This window comes from Cupriavidus sp. YAF13 (genome assembly GCF_052113425.1).
Taxonomy (GTDB): Bacteria; Pseudomonadota; Gammaproteobacteria; order Burkholderiales; family Burkholderiaceae; genus Cupriavidus.
In genome coordinates, this window is sequence record NZ_JBFRDD010000061.1 from 25070 (window position 1) to 48603 (window position 23534).

Below are 23534 nucleotides of genomic sequence, written 5' to 3' on the forward strand. Positions count from 1 at the left end.
CCGTTCCTGCCCGGCCTCAAGCCAGCGTCACGCGTGCGAAGCGGCGCTTGCCCACCTGCACGACGTAGCTGCCGGCCTCGACCTTCAGCCCCTTGTCGCTGACGATGGTGCCGTCGATCTTGACGCCACCCTGCTCGATATTGCGGTTGGCTTCCGACGTGGACGGCACCAGGTTGGCCTGCTTGAGCAACTGGCCGATGCCCAGCGGTGCGCCGGAAAGGCTGACCTCGGGGATTTCGTCGGGCACGCCGCCGCGCGCGCGGTGGTTGAAATCCTCGAGCGCGCGGTCGGCGTCGGCTGCGCTGTGAAAGCGCGTGACGATCTCCTGGCCGAGCATCACCTTGCAGTCGCGCGGATTACGGCCCAGCGAGATCTCCTGCTTCATCAGGTCGATCTCGCTCATGGGGCGGAACGACAGCAGCTCGTAGTACTTCCACATCAAATCATCCGAGATGCTCATCAGCTTGCCGAACATCTCGCTCGGGGCTTCGGTCACGCCGATGTAGTTGCCCTTGGACTTGGACATCTTCTCCACGCCATCCAGGCCCACCAGCAGCGGCATGGTCAGGATGCACTGCTGCTCCTGGCCGTATTCCTTCTGCAGCTCCCGGCCCACCAGCAGGTTGAACTTCTGGTCGGTGCCGCCCAGCTCCAGGTCGGCCTTGAGCGCGACGGAGTCGTAGCCCTGCATGAGGGGGTAAAGGAACTCATGCACCGAAATCGGAATCCCAGTGCGGAAGCGTTTGGTGAAGTCGTCGCGCTCCATCATCCGCGCCACGGTGTACTTGGCCGCCAGCTGGATCATGCCGCGCGCGCCCAGCGGATCGCACCACTCGCTGTTGTAGCGGATCTCGGTCCTGGCCGGATCCAGCACCAGGCTCGCCTGGCTGTAGTAGGTCTGGGCGTTGGCCTCGATCTGTTCGCGCGTGAGCGGGGGACGGGTGGCATTGCGCCCGGACGGATCGCCGATGGTGGAGGTGAAATCGCCGATCAGGAAAATGACCTGGTGGCCCAGGTCTTGCAACTGACGCATCTTGTTGAGCACCACCGTGTGGCCGATATGGATATCGGGCGCGGTGGGGTCCAGCCCCAGCTTGATGCGCAGCGGCACACCGGTGGCCTCGCTGCGCGCGAGCTTGGCCAGCCATTCGGATTCGACCAGCAGTTCGTCGCAACCGCGCTTGGACACCTCCAGGGCGTGCATCACGGTGGGCGTGAGGGGGTAGGAAGTGGCAACGCCGGAGGAAACTTCAGTCATGACGTAAGTCTTTGAAAAACATGAGAATTCAGACGGCGGCACAAAACGGCTTGCGGCCGGTTTTGGTATAATCCGCGCTTCTTGTGCAAACGGGAATGTTCCCGTGGGCCAACCGCCATTCTAGGCGGCAAACCAATATGGCAGGCGCCGCACCTCCGGGGAGGAAGGCAGACGAGGCAAAAAATCGTCGCGGCAACGCAGCCCGAAACAAAGAGTGAATTTTACGTGATGTGGTCCAGACTCCGCGAAGTTTTCGCGCGTGAGCTGGTGGTTCTGGTCGATCCTACCAATGCCCTGCACGCCCGTCGGCGCAAGCAGTTGACAGCGGCGGTGGGTACGGTGTTCACGCTGGGCATGGCAGCCGCCATGGGCGTGGCCCCCCGTAGCGCCTTCGACGACCCCCAGGCTCCGCGTGTCCGGGAGGCGATACGCCTGCCCGATCTACGCACGCAACTCGAACAGCTTACCGAAACCGACGCCACCTTTGTGCGCGAAGAGCGCATGCAGCGCGGCGACACCATTTCCAGCCTGCTCAAGCGGCTCGGCGTGGACGACCCCGATGCGCAGGCCTTTATCCGGCGCAACACCACGGCGCGCGGCCTGTTCGACCTCAATCCCGGCCAGACGGTGCAGGCCGAGGTCGACGAGAACAACCTGCTGGTGTCGCTGCAAGCCAACCTTGGCGGTGACGCGAACGCCTCCCGCGAACTGGTGATCGAACGCGCGGGCGACCCTGCCGATCCGGTCTACAAGGCCCGCGTGCAGTCGGTGAAGAACGAGCTGCACTATGAGATGCTGTCCGGCGCCATTGCCTCGGGTGGCTTCTTCAAGGCCATGGACGCGGCCAATGTACCCGACGAGATCGTCCAGCAGATGCTCTCGATCTTCTCCGGCGTGATCGATTTCCACCATGACATCACCAGCGGAGACCGCTTCCGCATCGTCTACGAAGCGGGCTTCCGCGATGGCGCGTTCGTGCGCAACGGGCGCGTGATGGCGGTCGAGCTGATCAACCACAACCAGTTGCACCAGGCACTCTGGTACGCACCGGAAGGCAGCAAGCAGGGCGCGTACTACACCTTTGACGGGCGCAGCATGAAGCGGCCGTTCCTGCGCTCGCCGGTGGAGTTCTCGCGCGTGTCGTCGGGCTTTGGCGGACGTGACCATCCGCTGCACCACCACTGGGCACAGCACAAGGGTGTGGACTTTGCCGCACCCACGGGCACCAAGGTGATGGCCACCGGCGACGGCGAAGTCGAGTTTGCCGGCCAGCAGAACGGCTACGGCAACATCGTCATCCTCAAGCACCATAGCGGCTACTCCACCTACTACGCGCACCTGTCCGGCTTTGCCACGATGAAGCGCGGGCAGCATGTGTCGCAAGGCGAGGTCATTGGCTACGTCGGCCAGACCGGCTGGGCCACCGGCCCGCACCTGCACTACGAGTTCCGCGTCAACGATGTGCCACTGAACCCGCTGGCCATCGCCRCGCTCGACACGCCTGCGCTGTCCGGCCCGGCGCGCCAGCAGTTCCTCAGCTATACCAGCGAGATGCTCAGCCGCATCAACGCGCTGCGTACCTACAACGTGGCTTCGGCCAGCAATTGATCCATCGAGCCAGCCCAGCATGCCAACCTCGTCCCCAGACTGCTTTATCGGCATCATGTCCGGCACCAGCATGGACGGCGCGGACGGCGTGCTGGTCGATTTCTCTGGGCCACGGCCCGCGGTGCTGGCGGCAGCCTTCCAGCCCTTCCCGGCCGAGCTGCGCGACGCGTTCAGCGCGCTGCAGCAGCCCGGCGACGATGAAATCCACCGCGAGGCGCTGGCCGCCAATGGGCTGGCGCGTGTCTATGCGGCTTGCGTGGCAACCCTGCTGCGCGATGCCGGGCAGACGCCCGACGCCATCGCGGCGATCGGTGCGCACGGCCAGACCGTGCGCCATCGGCCCGGCTTGTACGACGGCATCGGCTATACCCGCCAGAGCCAGCAACCCGCGCTGCTGGCAGAGTTGACGGGTATCGACGTGGTGGCGGATTTCCGCAGCCGCGATGTAGCGGCCGGCGGCCAGGGCGCACCCTTGGTACCGGCGCTGCACCAGGCGCTGTTCGGCGACGCCACCCAGACACGGGTGGCCTGCAATATCGGCGGGATCTCCAATATCAGCGTGTTGCCCGCCACCAGCGAAGGCGGCGCGGCGCGGCCGGTCACCGGCTTCGACTGCGGCCCGGGCAACGTGCTGCTCGATTACTGGATCGACCGGCATCACGGCCTGGCCTACGATGCCGACGGCACCTGGGGCGCCAGCGGCAAGGTCAACCAGGCGCTGCTGGCGCGCCTGCTGGCCGAGCCTTATTTCAGCGTGGCCCCGCCCAAGAGCACGGGCCGCGACCTGTTCCATCCCGCCTGGCTGGAAAATCATCTTTCCCAGCACGGCACGGCACTCGATCCCGCCGACGTGCAGGCCACGCTGGCCGCGCTGACCGCCGGGGCCATCGCCCACGATGTCAAGCAGCACGCGCCCGACGCGGCGCGGCTGATCGTGTGCGGCGGCGGCGCCCGCAACCGCCTGGTGATGGCGTTGCTGGCGCAGGCGCTGCCCGCTGTCACGGTGCAAAGCTCGGACGATCTGGGCGTTCCCGTATCACAGGTGGAGGGCATCGCTTTTGCCTGGCTGGCGCGGCAGATGCTGCGCGGGGCGCCGGGCAATGTGCCTACCGTCACTGGCGCGGCCGGCCCGCGTGTCTTGGGCGCGCTCTACCCCCGATAGCAACACCTAGCCACCCTCACGCCGGCTCGGCGTGGCCTGCCTCGCAAACCCACTGGATAAACGCTTGCGCAACGGGCGAAGGCCGCATGGCTGGCGAACGCGCCAGCACCACGCGCTGCGGCGTCACGGCCTCGCGCAGCGGCAAGCAAACGATGGGCTGCCCGTCATAGCTGTGATCGCCCGCCGGGCGCGTGCATGACAGCGCCACGCCATAGCCGTGCGCCACCAGGCCGCGCTGCATCTCGAAAGTCTGCGTGTACTGGTGCAGTTGCGGGCGCAAGCCGTGCGCCCAGAACAGCGAGAGGAAGTACTCACGTGTTTGCGCAATATCCTCCAGGATCAGCCGTTCGCCAGCCAGGTCTTGCAGGCTCACGCTTGGCTGCACGGCCAGCGCATGACCGGCGTGCAGCAGCGCGTAGGGCGCAAGCCGGGCAAGTACCCAGCGCGCAATGCGCTGGTCGAAGCCGAGGTCGTAGGTCAGCGCCAGCTCCGCCTTGCCGGCAGCGAGCGTGCGATGGACCGTGGCCAGGTCGGCCTCGAACAGCGTCACGGCAACATGTGGATGCAGGCGCCGGAAGCCGGCCAGCAGCCGCGGTGCGTAGTAGGCGCCGAGATCCTGGAAGCACGTCAGCGACAGTTGCCCGCTAAGGCCGCGCGCCTGCGCCTGGTCCACGCCATCGGTTGCCAGGCCGGCGGCCAGCGCCAGGATGTCGCGGGCGCGGCCCAGCAGGCGCTGGCCAGCCGGCGTCAGCTCCAGACCGCGGCTGACCTGGCGGCGAAACAGGATTTCGCCCAGCGTTTCCTCGAGCTGCGCCACGGCCTGCGACACGGAAGGCTGCGACACGTGGCGCGCGCGGGCAGCCGCGCTAATGCTGCCGTGCTCGGCGGCCGCGACAAAGTACTCGAGCTGGCGGAAGGAGAATCCAATCATGATTTCCTATACTACAGCATAGGAAATATATTCTTTTCCTATTGCCACCCTGCCCCGATACTCGTCCCAAGCCAGCCACCCATGGGACACTCATGCACATCACCGCAGCCGAAATCGAGACCTACCAGCGCGACGGCGCCCTGGTATTGCGCGGCGCTTTCACCGATTGGGTGACACCGCTGCGCGAAGGATTCGAGCAGAATCTCGCGAAGCCGGGCCCGTTTGCCATCGAAAACGTCGGCAGCGCTGAGCGCGGCCGCTTTTTCGAGGACTACTGCAACTGGGAGCGCATCCAGCCGTTCGCCGACTTCATCCGGCGCTCACCGGCCGCAGCCATCGCCGGCCACATCATGCAGGCTGAGGCCGTCCAGGTGTTCCACGAGCACATCCTGGTCAAGGAACCGGGCACGGCAAAGCCCACGCCGTGGCACCAGGACCTGCCCTACTACTGCGTGGATGGCTTGCAGACCGCGAGCTACTGGATCCCTCTGGACCCGGTTACCACCGCCAATACCTTGCGTGTGGTGCTGGGCTCGCACCGCTGGCCCAAGTTGGTCAGGCCCAAGCGCTGGGCCARCAATGAGAATTTCTATGCTGGCAGCGACCAGTTCATGGAGATGCCGGATGTGGACGACGGCAGCCACACAATCCTGATACCGGAGCTGGAGCCGGGCGATGCCGTGGTGTTCGACTTCCGCACGGTACATGGTGCCGCAGGCAATACCGGCACGGGACGGCGCCGCGCCTTCTCGGCACGCTTCCTGGGCGACGACGTGCGCTATCTGGAGCGGCCTGGCCGCACCTCGCCGCCCTTCCCCGGAATCAGCCTGGCCAGTGGCGAGCGGATGCGCGAGGACTGGTTCCCGGTGGTCTGGCGCCGGGACGCATAAATAAAAAAGCGCACCAAGGTGCGCTTTTTTATTGCCGCGAGAACCTGTCGGAAACCGCGGCGCTCTTGCGAGCCTTACACCGAGAACGAAGAGCCGCAACCGCAGGTGGTGCTTGCGTTGGGGTTCTTGATCACGAACTGTGCGCCGTTGATGTCTTCCTTGTAATCGATCTCAGCGCCCACCAGATACTGGTAGCTCATCGAGTCGATCAACAGCGTGACGCCATTCTTGTCCAGCGTGGTGTCGTCCTCGTTCACCTCTTCGTCGAAGGTGAAGCCATACTGGAAGCCGGAACAGCCGCCGCCCTGCACGAACACGCGCAGTTTCAGATCGGCATTGCCCTCTTCCTCGATCAACTGCTTGACCTTGTCGGCAGCGCTGTCAGTAAAGACGAACGGGGCCGGCATGTCCTCGGTAACGGGTGCCTCTGCGACTGCGTTCATGGGGTTCTCCTATGTAGATACGCCTGTATTTTAAGCGCTCCGGGAAGATCGTGCCGAAACCCCGTGAATTCAAGGGGTTCTGTTGGTGCAATCAGGCCACGGGTGCCGTATCAGGCGGATTCTTGCGTGCCGGATGCCAGAACCAGGTTGGGCAGCGCCTTGGGTTGCGCATTGCCGAGCGGCACAAGGCGGCCTTCCACCAATGCCCCCTGGTGCATTTCCAGCGCGGCGTAGTGCACCTCGCCCTCCACGCGGGCGTGCGGTTGCAACTCCAGCAGTTCAGTCGCGTGCACAGGTCCGGTGACCGTGCCGTTGAGAATCAGGTGCCCGACCCGGACTTCGCCCTCGACCACGCCTTTTTCGCTGATGACCAGCATGCTCGCCTGGTCGGCAGCCGCCGTCACATTGCCGCGTACCCGGCCATCCAGGCGCAGGCCGCCCGAAAACGTCAGGTCGCCCTGGATCACGCTGTGCTGGCCGATCAGGGTATCGATCGACAAGCCTTTCTTCTTGGAAAACAACATAGGTCCCTTTTTTCGTTGCTGGCCCAGCGCACCCTTACGGCATGGCCGTCTGGGTCGCGCGCAACTGACCGTTTTGCAAAATTCGTACCGTGACCGCCCGTACCGTGGCGCCGGCAGGCAGCGCAAAGGCACTTTCGATCCGCTGGTAGTGCATGACCCGCAGGTCAGGCAGCGAACCAGCGCCATTTTCCGGCAGGCTCAAGGTGACCGGCTTGCCATCCCGCATCAGCGAAACGACCAACTGTAGCTCACCATGGAACTCAGGCAAGGATGAAAAAGCCTTGGATCCACCCTGCATTATCAGCAATCGATAGTGCATCTTCAGCGGGTCGGCTTCATCAAGACCCACGCGAAAACTCCGCACATGGATGCCGGACGTATTGCCGCTGGCCGGGAGCAGGCCCTCGAAAAATGCCAGGTCTTCCTTGAGTTGGGCGACCTCGCCTTCCGCCGTCTTCAACTGCCCGGTCAGCGCCTCCTGGGCGCTGCGGGCCATCTGCAACTGCGCCTCGGCGGTGTTGGCCACCGCCTGCAAGCGTTCGTGCTGAGCCGTCATCGCCGCCACCTGCTCGCGCAGGGCCTTGTTCTCCGCCGTCATATCCGGCGCACCAGCCAGCCGCCGGCCAGCGTCGTACGCCCAACGCGCAGCGACCACCACCACCACGAGCACGACGACGAGCGCCGCGGCGGCGCCCAGCGCACGCAGCGGCCACGGCAGATGCGAACGCACCGCCAGGCTCCCGGATAGCGAGCCCCGGCGCGGGCGCAGCACACGATACTTCATGCGCCGCGGGCTCGCGGCACCGGCAGGCGGACGCGGTACGGGTCGGCAGGCCTTCGCATCCAATGCATCATGGTCGGGTTCTCCGGGCGGCAAGAGCAGGGATTGTATCCGGGGCGATGCAAAGTATTTGTAAAACGTGGTGATAGCCTGCCGTTACACGCCATTGCGCGCGCCTTCACGAGCGCTAGCGGCAAAAAAAAACCGCACGGCGAACCGTGCGGTTTTTTCTGAACGGCCAGATCCGGTTGAACCGGACCTGCCGAACACACATTAACGCTTCGAGAATTGCTTCCGACGACGCGCCTTGTGGAAACCGACCTTCTTACGTTCCACTTCACGCGCATCGCGCGTGACGAAACCGGCCTTGGACAGCGACGGCTTCAGGGTGGCATCGTAGTCGATCAGTGCACGGGTGATGCCGTGGCGCACTGCGCCGGCTTGACCCGTTTCACCGCCGCCAGTGACGTTGACCTTGATGTCGAAGGTCTGTGCGTTGGCAGTCAGTTCGAGCGGCTGGCGCACGATCATCAGCGAGGTTTCGCGAGCGAAATACTCGTTGATGGGCTTGCCATTGACGATGATATCGCCCTTGCCCGACTTGATGAAGACCCGAGCCACTGCGCTCTTGCGGCGGCCAGTACCGTAATTCCAATTTCCGATCATGGATGGCCCCCTTAGATTTCCAGCGCTTTAGGCTGCTGCGCTTCATGCGGATGCTCGGCTTCGGCGTAAACCTTCAGCTTCTTGATCATCGCATAGCCCAGCGGGCCCTTCGGCAACATGCCCTTCACAGCTTTTTCCAGGGCGCGGCCCGGGAAACGTTGCTGCATCTTACCGAACGTCGTTTCGTAAATGCCGCCCGGGTAACCCGAGTGACGATAGTACTTCTTGTCGGTTTCTTTGGTACCCGTGACACGCAGCTTGCCTGCGTTGACGATGATGATGTAATCACCCGTGTCGACGTGCGGAGTAAATTCCGGCTTGTGCTTGCCGCGCAGTCGGCGTGCCACTTCGCTGGCAACACGGCCGAGGACTTTGTCCGTCGCGTCAATCACGTACCAGTCGCGCTTAACCTCTGCAGGCTTTGCGGAAAAGGTCTTCATGATTTTTCCTGAGACTTGTAGAACCTGCCCGAAACATTGACTTTACGTCGTCGGCCGACCCTTAGGATCTGACCTTCCTGCTTGTATGTGCAGGCTCTCCCTGAATTCCTTCCCGCGGGCATGACGGAAAAGCCTACGAGTATACTGCGGACTGCGGCCCGAGCACAAGGAAAGTTAGGGAAGAACACCAAGATGATGCCCCTCCGTGTGCTGTTCGCCATCCAGGATGCCAGCGAACAGCATAGAAGCAACCCATGAGGCACTTACGGCGGGATGCGCTTCGGGCCTGGCAGGCGCAGAATAAAAAAAACCCAAGCTATTGAGCTTGGGTTTGAATCCACCAAAGGAGGAGGGTGGAGGAGACACTGGGAGACCGACGGGGCTGGATCGAGGTGCGGGCCGACGAATGTGGCTGAAACCATCCGATTCGCTTTCGCACTCTGCGCCGTGTTGCGCGCCGTCGTTCAATGATTCAAATTATACATGAGCGCCCTCTCAGCGCAAGGAAATTTGCACTGCGAAATGACATTCCGCATTGTAAAAAATCATCAAGAGGCACAAGACGATTTTTTATACAATAAAATCAATAACTTAAGAATTGACTGCGCTGTCACGGTACTGTCATCTTAGAAGAGAGCTTCAGTTTCCGGGAGAAATGCCGAATTATGGCGCTTCCAGACAAGTGGCCTATACTCAAAAAGCAAGCTTTGAAATCGCGTGTTCTTGATCGAATACGCACTCACTAGAACGCAGGATCGAACAAAATGGAATGCAAAGTAACTTGGATGGGCACCGACGGCATGAGCTTCGTGGCCGAGACGGGCAGTGGCCATATCGTGGCGATGGACGGTGCACCCGAGGGCGGCGGCCACAACCTGGCCCCGCGTCCGATGGAAATGGTCCTGCTGGGCACCGGCGGCTGCACCGCCTATGACGTGGTGCTGATCCTGAAGAAGAGCCGGCAGGATGTGCGCGGCTGCAGCGTGAAGCTGCACGCGGAGCGCGCCAGCGAAGACCCGAAGGTCTTCACCAAGATCAACTTCCATTTCACGGTGAGCGGGCGCAACCTGAACCCCGGCGCGGTCGAGCGTGCCATTCACCTGTCGCACGACAAGTATTGCTCGGCCTCGATCATGCTGGCCAAGACGGCGGAAATCACGCACACGATGGAAATTGTAGAGGTGTAGGGTGTAGGCGCCTGGCGCCTGGCCAGCCCGTGGGAGCCGGCGGTGGCGCCCCCATTGGGATGGGTGCGCGCCACACTAAAGAATCAGAAGCAAAGCAGGCCGATAAGCCGGATTCTGTGCGCGCCGGCTTCCTTGCGGTTGCCGGCACGTGACAATCATTCCTCTAGGCCGGTCGTTACCGACCGGCTCAAGCTCCCTACCCGCAGGCTCAGCGGGCCGCCTCAATGCCTGCCTATTTGGGATTGCTCCAGGTGGAGGTTACCGCGTTTCACCCTTCCCATCGGGCGAACCCGATGGCAAGACTCGTCTCTGTGGCCCTATTCCGCACGTTGCCGTGGATGGCTATTAGCCAACACCCTGCCCTATGGAGTCCGGACTTTCCTCCCCTTGCACCACGAGGGTGCAAGCAGCGATTGTCTGGCCTGCTTTGCGGCCCGCAGTCTAACACCGTTTGGCCGCGAACCGGCCACCCTCATGCGGCCTGCGCGCGGCGCCCGCGACGAAACACCGTGGTATCCGCGTAATAGGCCGGATCGCGATTGGCTTCGCACCAGCCGGGAATGCCCAGCACCGGCAACGGCGCAAAGCGGCCGCTGTGCAATTCGGCCGCTTCGAGCGAGGCGCACACGGAATCGTCGAGCGAGCCGGGCAGCGCAGCGCCTGCAGCCGGCGGGACGGCCAGTGGCCACGCATGCGCGGTCAGGGCCTTATAGGGCCGCACCAGCTTCTCCAGCAGAGCGTGGCCGAAGGGCACCACGCTACAGCGGGCAGTGCTGTCACGGCTTCCGGCATGCTCGCTACCGTCCCAGACATCCCGCCGCGCCACGAACAGGTGCTCCCAGCCAAAACCGCGCAAAACGGACTCCAGGCCACTGTCGGCACTCAGGAACAGGATGGCGTTCTCGTCGAACAAGGTCGCGGCATCGCGCAGGCTGCCACGGCGGCCCTGCACGCCTGCCACCGCGATAGCGTGGGCCTGCAGCCGGTTCAGCACGCGTTTGGCACGGGGAAAATGCAGCCAGATGAGCGCATTGAAGAAATCGTGCAGGTTGTCGCGCGTCGGCACGGCGCCGGTGGCGTAAATATGTGCCTCGTAGGCCGTGCCGGCGGGCAATTCGGCTTGCGCAACGAAACGCAGCGGCACGCCGCGGGCATTGCGCAGCGCGCGCTGCGCGGCCACTTCGCTGAGGACGGCGCGCAGGTCGGCGCCACCTTGCAACGCACTGACCAGCGCCGAGCCGATGGTGGCAAACGGCCGGAACCACGGCTGCGCCCAGTCGATCTGCGCCACCGCGGCGACCAGCGCCAGCCCGGCTGCGGCGTCGGCATCCCGTGACGCCGCAGCCGGCCGGACCTGGCTTTCTGCTTGCACTGCCGCTTCCGCCTCCGCTTCGCCAGCGCGGCTTAGCGGGCCTTCCAATGCAGCGTCTCGCCGCCGCGCAGCGGCACCAGCGTGGTATCGCCATATGGCAGCTCGGCCGGCAGCTCCCACGCCTCGCGGACCAGGGTGAGCGTGCCGCTATTACGCGGCAGGCTGTAGAACGCCGGGCCGTTGAAGCTGGCGAAGGCTTCCAGCTTGTCCAGCGCACCGGCGGCTTCGAAAGCTTCGGCGTAGAGCTCCATGGCGTGCAGCCCGGTATAGCAGCCGGCGCAGCCGCAGGCATGCTCCTTCAGCCCGCGCGCGTGGGGCGCGCTGTCAGTGCCGAGGAAGAAGCGCTCGCTGCCAGACACGGCCGCGGCCACCAGAGCTTCGCGGTGGGTCTCGCGTTTGAGCACCGGCAGGCAGTAATAGTGCGGGCGGATGCCGCCGGTGAAGATGGCGTTGCGGTTGTACAGCAGGTGATGCGCAGTGATGGTGGCGGCGACCGGGCCTTCGGCGTCGCGCACGTACTCGGCCGCATCCTTGGTGGTGATGTGCTCGAACACCACCTTGAGCGCCGGGAAATCGCGGCGCAGCGGCGTCATGACCTTGTCGATGAAGACGGCTTCGCGATCGAAGATGTCGATCGCCGGATCGGTCACTTCGCCGTGCACCAGCAGCGGCAGGCCCACGCGCTGCATGGCTTCCAGGGCTGCCGCGCAGTGACGCAGGTCGGTCACGCCGGCATCGCTGTTGGTAGTGGCGCCGGCCGGATACAGCTTGACCCCGTGCACGAAGCCGCTGGCCTTGGCCGCAACGATCTCCTCGGCCGTGGTCTTGTCGGTCAGGTACAGCGTCATCAGCGGCTCGAACGCCATGCCGGCCGGCAGTGCGGCCAGGATGCGGTCGCGGTAGGCCGCGGCCTGCGCCACCGTGGTCACGGGCGGCTTCAGGTTGGGCATGATGATGGCGCGGGCGAACTGGCGAGCGGTATCCGGCAGGACGGCGGCGAGGGCGATGCCGTCGCGCAGGTGCAGGTGCCAGTCGTCCGGGCGGGTAATGGTGAGAGTCTGGGTCATGGCTTTCGTGGGCCGGCCGGCAGTCACGGCTGGCGCTTGTCMGGGATTACAGAATCAGGATGGCGCGGTAGTCATTCACATTGGTCCGCGTGGGGCCCGTCACCACGAGGTCGCCGGCGGCATCGAAGAAGCCCCAGGCATCATGCGCGTCGAGCCGGGCGCGCGCCGGTGCACCGGCAGCCTGCGCACGCGCGGGCGTGGACGGGTCCAGCAACGCGCCGGCATTGTCCTCCGAGCCGTCGATGCCGTCGGTGTCCGCCGCGATGGCGTACACATTATCAACGCCATCCAGCTCCAGGGCGAGCGACAGCAGGAACTCCGAGCACCTTCCGCCACGGGGCTTTCCAGCCGCCCCGCCACCGCCCTGCGGCAACGTGACGGTGCATTCACCACCGGAAATCAGCACCACGGGCACCGCGAATGGCGCATTGTACGCGCGTATCTCGCGCACCAGCGCCGCGTAGACTCGGGCAACTTCCTGCGCCTCGCCGGTCACCGTGTCGCCCAGTACCACCGGCTGGATGCCGCGCGCGCGGAAGTGATCCGCTGCCGCCATCAGGCTGCCGTGTGCGGTAGCGATCACACGATTCTCAACCCGCGCGAACAGCGGATCGCCGGGCTTGGGCGTTTCCGCCACTTCGCCGCGCGCACCGCGCTCCAGGTAAGCCTGCACCACCGGCGGGACCACCGCACCGTAGCGGCGCAGGACCGCCAGGGCATCGGCGTAGGTACTGGCGTCGGGCACGGTGGGACCGGAGGCGATGGCGCTGGGGTCATCCCCGGCCACGTCTGACACGATCAGCGTGGTCACCGGTGCGCGGCAAGCCTGGGCGAGGTGCCCGCCCTGGATGCGCGACAGGTGCTTGCGCACGATATTCATGTCCGTGATGGGAGCGCCGCAGCGCAGCAGCTCCTGCGTGGCGGCCTTGAGGTCCGCCATGGCGATGCCGTCGGCCGGCAGCGACAGCAGGCTGGAGCCGCCGCCGGACACCAGCACGATCAGCCTGTCATCCGGCCCGAGCTCGCCCGCCCGCGCCAGGATCTCGGCCGCGGCGCGCTCGCCAGCCTCGTCCGGCACCGGGTGGCCGGCCTCTATCACGCGCACGTGTTCGGTCGGCAGGCCGTGGGCGTAGCGCGTCACCACCAGGCCGTCGAGCTGCACCGCGCTGCTCCGGCTGGCATATGCCCGCTCCACGGCCAACGCCATCGAGGCCGCAGCCTTGCCAGCGCCTACCACCAGGGTGCGCCCGCCAGCCTGGGGCGGCGGCAGGTGGTCCGCCACGATGCTCAGTGGGTCCGCTGCCGCCACTGCGGCATGGAAGCTATCCAGCAGCAAGGCGCGCGCGTCGGCCGCGGTGGCCGGCAAAGGTTGGGCGGCCGTGCTCACAGCGCGCGCGCGATGGCCTGGCCCAGGTCCGCCGTGCCGGCCTTGCCGCCAATGTCGCGGGTCAGCGGGGCATGTTCCGGCCCGGCCGACAGCACCTTCTCGATGGCACCCAGCACGGCCGCGCCGGCTTCCGGCTGGCCCAGGTGCTCCAGCATCATGGCGCCGCACCAGATCTGGCCGATCGGGTTGGCCACGCCGCGCCCGGCGATGTCCGGCGCGGAGCCGTGCACGGGCTCGAACAGGCTGGGGAAGGTGCGGTCCGGATTGATATTGCCCGAGGGCGCGATGCCGATGGTGCCGGTGCAGGCCGGGCCCAGGTCGGACAGGATGTCGCCGAACAGGTTGCTGGCGACCACCACGTCGAACCAGTCCGGATGCTGGACGAAGTGCGCGGTGAGGATGTCGATGTGGTACTTGTCAACCTTCACGCCGGGGTAGTTGGCAGCCATGGCCTCCACCCGCTCGTCCCAGTACGGCATGGTGATGGAGATGCCGTTGGACTTGGTGGCCGACGTCAGATGCCTGGCCGGACGCTTTTGCGCCAGCTCGAAGGCGAACTTGAGGATGCGGTCCACGCCCGTGCGCGTCATCACCGTTTCCTGGATCACCACCTCGCGGTCGGTGCCGGGGAAGATGCGCCCGCCGATGCTGGAGTACTCGCCCTCGGTGTTCTCGCGCACTACGTAGAAATCGATGTCGCCCGGCTTGCGCGCATTGCCGTCGCGGTCCACCAGCGGGCTGCGGATACCGGGCATCAGCCGCACCGGGCGCAGGTTGACGTATTGGTCGAAGGAGCGCCGGAACTGCAGCAGCGAGCCCCATAGCGAGACGTGGTCGGGCACGGCGTCCGGCCAGCCCACCGCGCCGAAGTAGATGGCGTCGTACTTGACCAGGGTGTCGAACCAGTCGTCCGGCAGCATCTTGCCGTGGCGGGCGTAGTAGTCGCAACTGGAGAAGTCGAAGTGATCGAACTGCATGTCGATGCCGAACCGGCGCGCCGCGGCGTCCATCACGCGCAGGCCCTCAGGCATCACTTCGGTGCCAATGCCATCGCCGGGGATGACTGCGATCTTGTACTTGCTCATGTCTCGAGGGCCCGCTGCATGGTATGGAAATCGGGGAAAAACGCGCTGCGCTTGGCAGATAACCCGGGCAGGCCGGATAATGGAACATTCTATTGCAATCCGGCAGCCTGCTGCCGGTCCGGTGCCCGCCATGTGCCAGCTGCTCGGCATGAACTGCGCCACGCCGACCGACGTGACGTTCTCCTTTACCGGCTTCGCCGCCCGCGGCGGCGTCACGGACCACCATGCCGATGGCTTTGGCGTGGCGTTCTTCGAGGACAAGGCCTGCCGCCTGTTCATCGACAACCAGTCCGCCGGCACCTCGCCCGTGGCTGAGCTGGTCAAGCGCTACCCGATCAAATCCAAGAACGTCATTTCCCATATCCGCAAGGCGACCCAGGGCACGGTGCGGCTGGAAAACTGCCATCCCTTCATGCGCGAGCTGTGGGGGCGGCACTGGATCTTTGCCCACAACGGCGACCTGAAGGACTTCTCGCCTTTCCTCTCGGGGGTCTACCAGCCGGTCGGCGACACCGATAGTGAACTCGCCTTCTGCACGCTGATGCAGGGGCTGCGCAAGCGCTTCCCCGGCTCGCAGCCGCCGCTCAACGAGCTGTGCCACGCGCTGGCGGACATCACGCGCGAGATCACGCAGCACGGCGTGTTCAACTACCTGCTGTCCAATGGACAGGCGTTGTTCTCCCACTGCTCCACGCGCCTGTACTACATCGTGCGCCAGTGGCCGTTCTCCACCGCCCACCTGATCGATGCCGATCTGTCGATCGATTTCGCCCAGGTCACCACGCCCGATGACCGCGTGGCGGTGATCGCCACCGCGCCACTGACCGACAACGAAACCTGGACCGCCTTCGCGCCCGGCGAGCTGATGATGTTCGAGGAAGGCCGCTCGGTGATGACGCTGACGGTGCCGATCCCGCCGGAAGTCCAGGCCAAGAACGCGGCCAACAGCGCCTGCACCTAAGAGGCCATTTCAAAAAGATGCTGGCGTCGTTGCGCGGCCTTGGCCGATCCACTTGTACTGTCTGCGGCCGCGCGCCTAGCCAGAACCGCTTCGCTTCATTTTGAAACGGCCTCTAAGCCTGCGGCAGCGCCACGCGCCAAACAAAAAGGGACGCCTCGGCGTCCCTTTTTGCATCCTGCCACCCATCAGCGCGAGGAGGCAACTGCCCGCATCAGTGATGCAGGATCTTCGACAGGAACTGCCTGGCCCGCTCGGAGCGCGCTTCGATATTGCCGAAGAACTCCTCCTTGGCGCAGTCCTCGACGATCTTGCCCTGGTCCATGAAGATCACGCGGTTGGCGACCTTGCGCGCGAAACCCATTTCGTGGGTCACGCACATCATGGTCATGCCTTCCTGCGCCAGCTGCACCATCACGTCCAGCACTTCGTTGACCATCTCCGGGTCCAGCGCCGAGGTCGGCTCGTCGAACAGCATGCAGATCGGATCCATCGACAGCGCGCGGGCAATTGCCACGCGCTGCTGCTGGCCGCCCGACAGCTGGCCCGGGAACTTGGCCGCCTGGGCTTTGAGGCCCACGCGATCCAGGTACTTCAGGCCCTTCGCCGTAGCCTCTTCCTTCGAGCGGYCGAGCACCTTCATCTGGGCGATGGTCAGGTTCTCGGTGATCGACAGGTGGGGGAACAGCTCGAAGTTCTGGAACACCATGCCCACGCGCGAACGCAGCTTGGGCAGGTTGGTCTTGGGCGAGCCCACCGAGGTGCCATCCACCGTGATGTCGCCCTTCTGGAAGGGTTCCAGCGCGTTGACGGTCTTGATCAGCGTCGACTTGCCCGAACCCGAGGGGCCGCACACCACCACAACTTCGCCCTTGGCGACCTTGGTGGTGCAATCGGTCAGCACCTGGAAGGCGCCATACCACTTGGAGACGTTATTGATTTCAATCATACGGCCACCTTTTTCTGGTAACGCTTGACCAGCAGCGATGCGGAGAAACAGATAATGAAATACACCAGCCCGGCGAACAGCAGCATCTCCACGATGCGGCCGTCACGCTCGCCAATGCCGTAGGCCTGGCCAAAGAAGTCCGCCAGCGCGCTCACGTAGACCAGCGACGTGTCCTGGAACAGGATGATGCCTTGGGTGAGCAGCAGCGGCACCATGTTGCGGAAGGCCTGCGGCAGGATCACCAGCCGCATCGACTGCCCGTAGGTCATGCCCATGGCCTGCGCGGCGAACATCTGCCCGCGCGACACGCTCTGGATACCCGCGCGGATGATCTCGGAATAGTACGCCGCCTCGAACAAGGCAAAGGCAATCAGCGCCGAGGTCATGCGCAGGTCGGATGCCTGCGACAGGTTGAACGCCTTTTGCAGCAGCTGCGGGATGATCAGGAAGAACCACAACAGCACCATCACCAGCGGAATCGACCGGAAGATGGTGACGTAGCCCTGCGCGAACCAGTTCAGCGGCTTGACGGAAGACAGCCGCATCATCGCCAGGATGGTGCCCCAGACGATGCCGACCACCACCGCGGTGACGGTGATCTTGAGCGAGACCAGCATCCCCTCGCCCAGCACGTCCAGCGTGGTCGCGTTGATCGAGCTGAAATCGAATGTATATGCCATGACGTGTCCTCTTACTTGCCGCCGATGAAGCCGGGCACGCGGGTGCGGCCTTCGACCCAGCGCATGAGCAGCATGACCACGATATTGATCAACGCGTACATGATGGTCACCGCGATGAAGGACTCATACGGGCGCGCCGTGTAGTCCACCAGTTGGCGCCCCTGCGCCGCCAGCTCCAGCAGCCCGATGGTCGACGCCACAGCGGAGTTCTTGAAGATGTTCAGGAACTCCGAGGTCAGCGGCGGCACGATGACGCGGAACGACATCGGCAACAGCACGTAGCGGTAAGTCTGTGCGAGCGTGAAGCCCATCGCCAGGCCGGCATTCCTCTGGCCGGGCGGCAGCGAGTTGATCCCCGAGCGCACCTGCTCGCAGACCCGGGCCGCGGTAAACGTGCCCAGGCAAAGCATGGCTGCAATGAACTGCTGCGCGAACGGGTTCATCTGCTTGATCGCCTCGCCACCGGGCAACAGCTCGGGCATGACGAAATACCAGATAAACAACTGCACCAGCAGCGGGATATTACGGAAGATCTCTACGTAAGTGGCGGCCAGGCCGGACAGCCACTTGTTGGGCACCGTGCGCAGTACGCCGAGTACAGAGCCGATGACGAGGGCGATGATCCACGACGAGAGCCCGAGTGCAATGGTGACCTTCAGGCCGGAAATCATCCAGTCCAGGTAGGTCTCGTTCTGGGCCGCTTGTTCGAGGAATACACCCCAATGCCAGCTGTAGTTCATGATGTGTCCTCAAAAAGAAACGGAAGGACATGCCTTCCGTTTCACACAACCGGAATCCCAGTATCAGTCGAGTGCCTTGTCGTTCGGCGTCTTGAACAGTGCCTTCATGTCTTCCGACAGCGGGAAGTCCAGGTTCAGGCCCTTGGGCGGGACCGGCTGCTGGAACCACTTGGTGTACAGCGTGTTGATCGAGCCATCCTTCATCATGCCCGTGATCACGGTGTCCGACAGCTTCTTGAACTGTGCGTCATCCTTGCGGATCATGCAGCCATACGACTCGCGCGATTGCGCCTTGCCAACCACGATCCAGTCGGCCGGATTCTTGGCCTTGGCGCGCTCGCCGTACAGCAGTGCGTCGTCCATCATGAAGGCGACGGCGCGGCCCGATTCCAGCGTCAGGAACGACTGGCCATGGTCCTTGGTGCTGATGATGTTCATGCCCAGTTTCTGGTCATCGTTCATCTTGCGCAGCAGGCGTTCCGAGGTGGTGCCGGCGGTCGTCACCACGTTCTTGCCCTTGAGGTCGGCCCAGTCCTTGATGCCGCCATCCTTCTTCACCATGATGCGGGTGCCGATGATGAAGATGCTGGTGGTAAACGATGCTTGCTTCTGGCGCTCGAGGTTGTTGGTGGTCGAGCCGCACTCGATGTCGATGGTGCCGTTCTGCAGCAGCGTGATGCGGTTCTGCGAGGTGATCGGGATTTCCTTGACCTGCAGGTTCGGCAGCTTCAGCTGATCCTTGATCGCTTCCACGATCTTGACATTGACATCGTAGGAATAACCGACCTGGCGCACGCCGCCCAGGTTGTAGTTGAACGGAATCGACGACTCACGAACGCCAAGCGTAATCACACCGGTGTCTTTGATCTTCTGCAGCGTGCCCGTCAGTTGCTCGGCAGCTTGCGCGGTACCGCACAGCACGCCAGCAGCAATCATCAGGGAAGCCAACTTGGCAACATTCATAACATCTCCTTGACCATGAAGAGAAAGGCGGGACTCTAACAAAAATCCACCCGCCGACGAAATAGTATTGCGCAGGCAAGCACTCAAGACAACGGGTTTTTCCCCTAACAGCGCCATTTAAGGCATGGTTTGCAAGGCAAACGAGGCATGCCTCCACTGCCCTGAAACCGTTGCGCCAACGCGTCGGGCCAGCCTTGCCGCAAGGCCTCGCCAGCACGGACGCCCCCCCACGTGCGTGGGGGCAGCGAGCGCATACGACAACGCGGCTGCCGGGAAGCCCGGCAGCCGCGTTACCAATCCTGGATGGACTTGTTGCGCCGCAGCATCGCCAGGTAGCGACGCTGCGGCGCCAAGCCGCGTCAGGTATCAGGGATAGAGACCGCGCATTTCGCGCGCCTGAAGAATCCGCGTGCACGCCACGATGAAGGCGGCCGTGCGCAAGGTAACCTTATTGTCCTGAGCGACCTGCCAGATCGCCCGGAATGCCTCTTGCATGATTCGTACCAGGCGCTGGTTGATTTCCTCTTCGGTCCAGAAGAAGCTGGAAAAGTCCTGTACCCATTCGAAATAGGAGACCGTAACACCGCCAGCATTGGCGATGACGTCGGGCGCCACCAGGATATTGCGCTCGCGCAGGATGTCGTCGGCCTCGGGCGTGGTCGGGCCGTTCGCACCTTCGATGACCATGCGTGCCTTGATGTGGGGCGCGTTCTGGGCTGTGATCTGGCCTTCCAGCGCGGCCGGGATCAGGATTTCGCAATCCACCTGCCAGAATTGCTCGGCGGAGATGGTCTCGCCCTGGAAACCTTCGATGGTGCCGCTGTGCGAGGCATATTCCATCATGGCGGGCACGTCCAGGCCGGCCGGGTTGTACAGCGCGGTGCGGTGGTCCTGCACCGCCACCACCTTGGCGCCTGCCTCATGGAACAGCTTGGCGGCCACGGCGCCGACGTTGCCGAAGCCCTGCACGGCAACGCGTGCGCCCTTGATCTCAAGGCCTAGGTTGCGCGCCGCCTCGGAACCCACCACGAACACGCCGCGGCCGGTTGCCTCGCGGCGGCCCAGCGAGCCGCCCAGCGAGATCGGCTTGCCGGTCACCACGCCGGTGGCGGTGCTGCCGGAATTCATCGAGTAGGTGTCCATCATCCATGCCATCACCTGTTCATTGGTGTTGACGTCGGGCGCCGGGATGTCCTTGTTGGGCCCGATGATGAAGTTGATTTCGCTGGTATAGCGGCGCGTGACGCGCTCCAGCTCCGAGCGCGAGAGCGTGCGCGGATCGACGCGGATACCGCCCTTGGCGCCRCCGTACGGCACGTTGACCGCGGCGTTCTTGACCGACATCCAGGCCGACAGGGCCATCACTTCCGACAAGGTCACGTCCTGGTGGAAGCGCACGCCACCCTTGCCCGGGCCGCGCGACATGTTGTGCTGCACGCGATAGCCTTCGAAGTGGGCAATGGTGCCGTTATCCATCTCGATCGGCACGTCCACCACCAGCGCGCGCTTGGGGCGCTTCAGGGTCTCGACCCAGCGGGCCAGCGAGCCCAGGTAAGGCGTGACACGATCGACCTGCTGCAGGTAGATGCCCCAGGGCCCGAGCGCATCGGCGTTCAGGTAGGAAGGCAAGGAGTGGTTCTTGACGGCAGGATTGGACGGCGCTGCGGAAGACATCGTTTGGTTCCGGTGTGAAGGTGCCGCCAGCTTAGGGGAGGCGGCCCCGCCGAAGCCAATGCCGTTTGATTATCCCGTTATGCATGCTTTGCATAACCTTTGACCAAGGCTCTGTACTGCCCCCTGTACTGCCCTGTGCCGGCCTTGCCCGCTATGTGGCGGTGTGCCCGGCGCACCAGCTGCGCGCCTTCAGGGTTTCGGCAGTGCGGGCAAGGCCTGCGCGGCCAGCGAAGACCACACGCGCTCCACCAGCTGGCGCTTGTTGCGAACCTGCGCACTGCGCCGCTCGTTGACGTGTTCGCCCGGCTTCTCCCGGTAAAGCCGGATTTCCATGTCGATCGAGAGCGGCGCGCCGCGCGCGGCCTCCGCGCGCACCAGCCGGTGCTGGACCAGTTCCTCGCGCACCGCGCTCTCCGGCAGGAAGGCCATGCCATGTCCGGACAGCGCCATCACCTTGAGCGCCTCGGCCATATCGGTCTCGTAGCATTTGTCGAGCTTGAGCGCGTCGGTGGTTTCTGACAGCAGCATGTCGACCATGCGGCCAAGGAAGGCGTTGGGCGTGTAGCTGAGGAAGGGCACCGGCTTCTTGTCCGTGCCCGGCAGCCGGTACAGAGGCTTGCCGGTGGCGTCCGGCACGCTGTATGGCGACAGCCGCTCGGTGCCCAGCACCATCATGTCGTAGTGCGCGGGATCGAGCTGGATGGCCTGGCGCGCATGGTGGTAGACCATCACCAGGTCGCAGCCGCCATCGACCAGCGCCAGCACGGCGTCGTGCACGTTGAGCGCACGCAGCCGGCACGGCAACGTGCCGATCTCGCGCTCCACCGCCTTGAGCCATTCGGGGAAGAACGTCAGCGACAGCGTGTGCGGCACCGCGAATTCCAGCACCTGGGCATTAGCCGAACGCTGCCCCCGCATCAGCGCGCGGGTCTCGCTGACCTGCGCCAGCATGGCCAGGGCCTGCTCGTAGAACACCTTGCCCGCCGGCGTCAGGCTGGTGGGATAGCTGGAGCGGTCGATCAGCTCCGTGCCCACCCAGGACTCCAGCGACTGGATCCGGCGCGAGAACGCGGGCTGCGTCACATGACGCTGCTCGGCCGAGCGCGAGAAGCTGTGCGTCTCGGCCAGGCTGACGAAGTCTTCAAGCCACTTGATTTCCATGAGGCGGCATTATCCACCGGCTGCCCGCGGTTTTGCCACCGTCAGGAATACTATTCTATTCATTTGATTTTTATTAGAATGTACTTACACTTACATCCAGATTTGCACGACAAGACGCACGTGCTTGCTACGGGACGGACGCTATGATGGTCTCAAACCAACAAGGAGCCCTTCATGGCCACCCAGCAAGCCGCCGTTACCGATATTGCCAGCCACGCACGTAGCGCCGGCGTCCTTGGCACCCTCGACGCGGCCAGCGGCCAGCCGGAGCTCTTTGCCCCGCTGTCCGACGGCATGTCGTCCGCCTTTGCCGCCAGCGCGCGCATGGTGGCGCAAGGCATCGAAGCCTGCCTGCCGGATGCCGCCACGCTGCTGGCGCTGCTGCCGGAATCGCTGCGCGAAGGCTCGGCCGAGGGCTATGTGCGCCACCTGGTGCACGCCGATCCGCTGGCGCGCTTCTCCGCCATGCTGATTGTCTGGCGGCCGGGGCAGCATAGCCCGGTGCACGGACACCAGACCTGGTGCGCCTACCGGGTGCTGCGCGGCACGCTGCACGAGCGCCACTACCGCTGGGACGCGCAAAAGCGGCAGGCGCATCCGTGCGGCGAGATCACGCGCACGGTGGGCGATACCTTTAGCGTGCCGGCTGGGCTGCGCCATATCCATGCGCTCGGCAACGACAGCGACGCGGTGGCCGTGTCGCTGCATATCTATGGGGTGGACCAGGAACACATCTGCAGCGGTGTGAACCTGCTGGTGGACGCGGCCTAAGTCGTGCGGCCGGCGAGCGGCCAGGCACCCGAACGACGCTGCGCGCCAACAGGATTTGCCATGGACCGATACGACCGCCAGATACTTGCCGCTCTCCAGGAAGACGCCACCGTGCCGGTGGCCGAGCTAGGCGAGCGGGTGGGCCTCACCTCCACGCCGTGCTGGCGGCGCGTGCAGAAGCTGGAAGAGAGCGGCGTAATACGCAAGCGCGTGGCGCTGCTGGACCCCACGCTGCTGAATGTGGGCGTGACGGTATTCGTCTCGGTCCGCACCAGCCAGCACAGCGTCAAATGGCTCAAGACCTTTCATGACCTGGTCGCCTCGATCCCCGAGGTGACTGAGTTCTACCGCATGGCTGGGGATACCGATTACCTGCTGCGCGTTGTGGTCCCGGATATCGCGGCCTATGACCGGGTCTACAAGAAGCTGATTCAGGGGGCTGAGCTGGCTGATGTTAGTTCTAGTTTTGCTATGGAGCAGATCAAGTATACGACGGCTTTGCCTTTGGATTATGCGTGATTGGGGTTGGTCGCTATTGCTAGACGACGTCCCCCTGCGGGTTGTGATCGGCGTTGGCCTTTGAGCCCAAGGGCCATACGACATCCCCCGCAGGGGGATGTCGTATGGCCCTTGGGTCCAAAAACCAACACCGCTCAAAGAGAAACAGCGACCAACCCCGCAGAGCAATGGGGCCTGTCAGAAATTTTGTGTTTAGGGCATAACATGTCGCCAAGGAGCATGTATGCCACGCAAGACGAAGACCAGCCAAGCCGCAGACCGTGAACTGCCGGCCATTCCCGAAGACCTGATCGCCCATTTCGTTAAGGGTCCCATGAC

Annotated in this window: 24 protein-coding genes and 1 other RNA gene; 7 read left to right on the top strand and 18 right to left on the bottom strand. The window is 64.1% G+C overall.

Going from position 1 to position 23534, the window contains the following annotated elements; translation table 11 throughout:
• Positions 1-16: 16 nt before the first annotated feature.
• Positions 17-1258 (bottom strand): tyrosine--tRNA ligase, encoded by a 1242-nt coding sequence (gene tyrS / locus AB4061_RS33855; RefSeq protein WP_441640542.1) that lies wholly within the window; start codon positions 1256-1258, stop codon positions 17-19.
• A gap of 228 nt (positions 1259-1486) precedes the next feature.
• Here tyrS and AB4061_RS33860 point away from each other — a divergent pair, with 228 nt between their 5' ends.
• Both AB4061_RS33860 and AB4061_RS33865 read left to right on the top strand, forming a co-directional pair.
• Positions 1487-2866 (top strand): M23 family metallopeptidase, encoded by a 1380-nt coding sequence (locus tag AB4061_RS33860; RefSeq protein ID WP_441640543.1) that lies wholly within the window; start codon positions 1487-1489, stop codon positions 2864-2866.
• Between the two features lie 19 nt (positions 2867-2885).
• Positions 2886-4028 (top strand): anhydro-N-acetylmuramic acid kinase, encoded by a 1143-nt coding sequence (locus tag AB4061_RS33865; protein ID WP_441640544.1) that lies wholly within the window; start codon positions 2886-2888, stop codon positions 4026-4028.
• 16 nt (positions 4029-4044) lie between these two features.
• Here AB4061_RS33865 and AB4061_RS33870 read toward each other — a convergent pair whose 3' ends face one another.
• A complete protein-coding gene (locus AB4061_RS33870; RefSeq protein ID WP_441640545.1) occupies positions 4045-4959 on the bottom strand; it encodes a LysR substrate-binding domain-containing protein in 915 nt (304 codons plus the stop codon).
• A 92-nt stretch (positions 4960-5051) separates the two neighbouring features.
• Between AB4061_RS33870 and AB4061_RS33875 the strand changes: the two genes are divergently transcribed.
• On the top strand, positions 5052-5849 hold the full coding sequence (locus AB4061_RS33875; RefSeq protein ID WP_441640546.1) for a phytanoyl-CoA dioxygenase family protein: 798 nt from the start codon (positions 5052-5054) through the stop codon (positions 5847-5849).
• Positions 5850-5923: 74 nt separating this feature from the next.
• Here AB4061_RS33875 and erpA read toward each other — a convergent pair whose 3' ends face one another.
• The 5 genes from erpA to rplM all read right to left on the bottom strand — a co-directional run bounded on the left by erpA (position 5924) and on the right by rplM (position 8703).
• Positions 5924-6292, bottom strand: a complete 369-nt coding sequence (gene erpA, locus AB4061_RS33880; RefSeq protein ID WP_017225530.1) for an iron-sulfur cluster insertion protein ErpA — start codon at positions 6290-6292, stop codon at positions 5924-5926.
• Positions 6293-6402: 110 nt separating this feature from the next.
• Positions 6403-6816, bottom strand: coding sequence for a bactofilin family protein (locus tag AB4061_RS33885; protein WP_441640547.1), 414 nt, complete (start codon positions 6814-6816; stop codon positions 6403-6405).
• Between the two features lie 34 nt (positions 6817-6850).
• Positions 6851-7600, bottom strand: coding sequence for a DUF6776 family protein (locus AB4061_RS33890; protein ID WP_441640548.1), 750 nt, complete (start codon positions 7598-7600; stop codon positions 6851-6853).
• Between the two features lie 270 nt (positions 7601-7870).
• Positions 7871-8263 (bottom strand): 30S ribosomal protein S9, encoded by a 393-nt coding sequence (rpsI, locus tag AB4061_RS33895; protein ID WP_006156414.1) that lies wholly within the window; start codon positions 8261-8263, stop codon positions 7871-7873.
• An 11-nt stretch (positions 8264-8274) separates the two neighbouring features.
• Positions 8275-8703 carry a 50S ribosomal protein L13 gene (gene rplM, locus AB4061_RS33900; RefSeq protein WP_006156415.1) on the bottom strand — a complete coding sequence of 143 codons (429 nt, stop codon included), beginning with the start codon at positions 8701-8703 and terminating at the stop codon, positions 8275-8277.
• A 764-nt stretch (positions 8704-9467) separates the two neighbouring features.
• Here rplM and AB4061_RS33905 point away from each other — a divergent pair.
• Positions 9468-9890, top strand: a complete 423-nt coding sequence (locus AB4061_RS33905; protein ID WP_441640549.1) for an OsmC family protein — start codon at positions 9468-9470, stop codon at positions 9888-9890.
• Between the two features lie 87 nt (positions 9891-9977).
• Here the strand turns inward: AB4061_RS33905 and rnpB are convergent.
• The 5 genes from rnpB to AB4061_RS33930 form a co-directional block, all read right to left on the bottom strand.
• Positions 9978-10319: RNase P RNA component class A (gene rnpB / locus AB4061_RS33910), an RNA gene on the bottom strand.
• A 43-nt stretch (positions 10320-10362) separates the two neighbouring features.
• Complete coding sequence (locus AB4061_RS33915) at positions 10363-11199, bottom strand: DUF3025 domain-containing protein (RefSeq protein ID WP_441640561.1); 837 nt, start codon at positions 11197-11199, stop codon at positions 10363-10365.
• Positions 11200-11294: 95 nt separating this feature from the next.
• Positions 11295-12329, bottom strand: a complete 1035-nt coding sequence (gene pyrC, locus AB4061_RS33920) for a dihydroorotase (protein WP_441640550.1) — start codon at positions 12327-12329, stop codon at positions 11295-11297.
• Between the two features lie 46 nt (positions 12330-12375).
• Positions 12376-13716 carry a glycerate kinase type-2 family protein gene (locus AB4061_RS33925; RefSeq protein WP_441640551.1) on the bottom strand — a complete coding sequence of 447 codons (1341 nt, stop codon included), beginning with the start codon at positions 13714-13716 and terminating at the stop codon, positions 12376-12378.
• Positions 13713-14801 carry a tartrate dehydrogenase gene (locus AB4061_RS33930; protein WP_441640552.1) on the bottom strand — a complete coding sequence of 363 codons (1089 nt, stop codon included), beginning with the start codon at positions 14799-14801 and terminating at the stop codon, positions 13713-13715. Before AB4061_RS33930 ends, AB4061_RS33925 begins: the two co-directional genes overlap by 4 nt.
• A gap of 130 nt (positions 14802-14931) precedes the next feature.
• On the opposite strand from AB4061_RS33930, the gene AB4061_RS33935 reads away from it, so the two are divergent.
• A complete protein-coding gene (locus tag AB4061_RS33935; protein WP_043343649.1) occupies positions 14932-15762 on the top strand; it encodes a class II glutamine amidotransferase in 831 nt (276 codons plus the stop codon).
• A gap of 211 nt (positions 15763-15973) precedes the next feature.
• Here the strand turns inward: AB4061_RS33935 and AB4061_RS33940 are convergent, their stop codons facing one another.
• From AB4061_RS33940 to AB4061_RS33965, 6 genes are all read right to left on the bottom strand, one after another.
• Complete coding sequence (locus AB4061_RS33940; protein ID WP_441640553.1) at positions 15974-16708, bottom strand: amino acid ABC transporter ATP-binding protein; 735 nt, start codon at positions 16706-16708, stop codon at positions 15974-15976.
• Entirely contained in the window at positions 16705-17388 is a 684-nt protein-coding gene (gltK, locus tag AB4061_RS33945) for a glutamate/aspartate ABC transporter permease GltK (RefSeq protein ID WP_441640554.1), read from the bottom strand. Before gltK ends, AB4061_RS33940 begins: the two co-directional genes overlap by 4 nt.
• A gap of 11 nt (positions 17389-17399) precedes the next feature.
• On the bottom strand, positions 17400-18128 hold the full coding sequence (locus tag AB4061_RS33950) for an amino acid ABC transporter permease (protein WP_441640555.1): 729 nt from the start codon (positions 18126-18128) through the stop codon (positions 17400-17402).
• Positions 18129-18191: 63 nt separating this feature from the next.
• Positions 18192-19091, bottom strand: a complete 900-nt coding sequence (locus AB4061_RS33955; RefSeq protein ID WP_441640556.1) for a glutamate/aspartate ABC transporter substrate-binding protein — start codon at positions 19089-19091, stop codon at positions 18192-18194.
• A 366-nt stretch (positions 19092-19457) separates the two neighbouring features.
• Positions 19458-20765 (bottom strand): Glu/Leu/Phe/Val family dehydrogenase, encoded by a 1308-nt coding sequence (locus AB4061_RS33960; protein WP_441640557.1) that lies wholly within the window; start codon positions 20763-20765, stop codon positions 19458-19460.
• A 189-nt stretch (positions 20766-20954) separates the two neighbouring features.
• Complete coding sequence (locus tag AB4061_RS33965) at positions 20955-21926, bottom strand: LysR family transcriptional regulator (RefSeq protein ID WP_150987952.1); 972 nt, start codon at positions 21924-21926, stop codon at positions 20955-20957.
• A gap of 174 nt (positions 21927-22100) precedes the next feature.
• On the opposite strand from AB4061_RS33965, the gene AB4061_RS33970 reads away from it, so the two are divergent.
• Both AB4061_RS33970 and AB4061_RS33975 read left to right on the top strand, forming a co-directional pair.
• Positions 22101-22697 (top strand): cysteine dioxygenase, encoded by a 597-nt coding sequence (locus AB4061_RS33970; protein ID WP_441640558.1) that lies wholly within the window; start codon positions 22101-22103, stop codon positions 22695-22697.
• A gap of 60 nt (positions 22698-22757) precedes the next feature.
• On the top strand, positions 22758-23216 hold the full coding sequence (locus AB4061_RS33975) for an Lrp/AsnC family transcriptional regulator (RefSeq protein ID WP_441640559.1): 459 nt from the start codon (positions 22758-22760) through the stop codon (positions 23214-23216).
• Positions 23217-23534 lie beyond the last annotated feature (318 nt).